Origin of the sequence: Streptomyces sp. STR69 (genome assembly GCF_024519455.1) — a bacterium.
GTDB lineage: Bacteria > Actinomycetota > Actinomycetes > Streptomycetales > Streptomycetaceae > Streptomyces.
The window spans coordinates 1-1,007 of sequence record NZ_JALJRY010000085.1 but is presented as its reverse complement, the minus strand read 5'-3'; the positions used below and the strand labels follow the sequence as shown (position 1 = coordinate 1,007).

General features: G+C 65.5%; 1 protein-coding gene. It reads right to left on the bottom strand.

Annotation, left to right across the window (positions count from 1 at the left end; genetic code table 11):
- A partial coding sequence (gene pgi, locus OC490_RS49055) for a glucose-6-phosphate isomerase (RefSeq protein ID WP_262064553.1) occupies window positions 1-1,007 on the bottom strand: 1,007 nt, incomplete at both ends.

Here is a 1,007-nt window from a genome sequence, read left to right as displayed (position 1 = left end):
GCGGGTTCGACGCGCTTGGCGAGGACCTTGCCCAGTTCGACGCCCCACTGGTCGAAGGAGTCGATGTTCCAGACCGCGCCCTGCACGAACACCTTGTGCTCGTAGAGCGCGATGAGCTGGCCGAGCACCGACGGGGTCAGCTCGCGGGCCAGGATCGTGGTCGTGGGGTGGTTGCCCTTGAACGTCTTGTGCGGGACGAGTTCTTCGGGGACTCCCTCGGCGCGCACCTCGTCGGGTGTCTTGCCGAACGCCAACGCCTGTGTCTGGGCGAAGAAGTTGGCCATCAGCAGGTCGTGCTGCGCCTTGAGGCCGTCGCTCAGCTCGCCGACCGGGTTGACGAAGCCGATGAAGTCCGCCGGGATCAACTTCGTGCCCTGGTGGATGAGTTGGTAGTACGCGTGCTGCCCGTTCGTACCGGGCGTGCCCCACACCACCGGCCCGGTCTGCCACTCCACCGGATTCCCGTCCCGGTCCACCGACTTGCCGTTGGACTCCATGTCCAGCTGCTGCAAGTAGGCGGTGAACTTGGAGAGGTAGTGCGAGTACGGCAGGACCGCGTGCGACTGGGCGTCGTGGAAGTTGCCGTACCAGACGCCCAACAGGCCGAGGAGCAAAGGCACGTTGGACTCGGCGGGCGCGGTGCGGAAGTGCTCGTCGACGAGGTGGAAACCGTCGAGCATCTCGCGGAAACGGTCCGGGCCGACGGCGATCATCAGCGACAGCCCGATCGCGGAGTCGAACGAGTAGCGTCCACCGACCCAGTCCCAGAACTCGAACATGTTGTCCGTGTCGATACCGAAGTCCGACACCTTCCCGGCGTTCGTCGACAGCGCCACGAAGTGCTTCGCGACGGCCTTGTCGTCGCCACCGAGACCCTCGAGGAGCCATGTCCGTGCGGAGGTTGCGTTGGTGATCGTCTCGATCGTCGTGAACGTCTTCGACGCGACGATGAACAGCGTCTCCGCCGGGTCGAGGTCACGGGTCGCCTCGTGCAGGTCGGCGCCGTC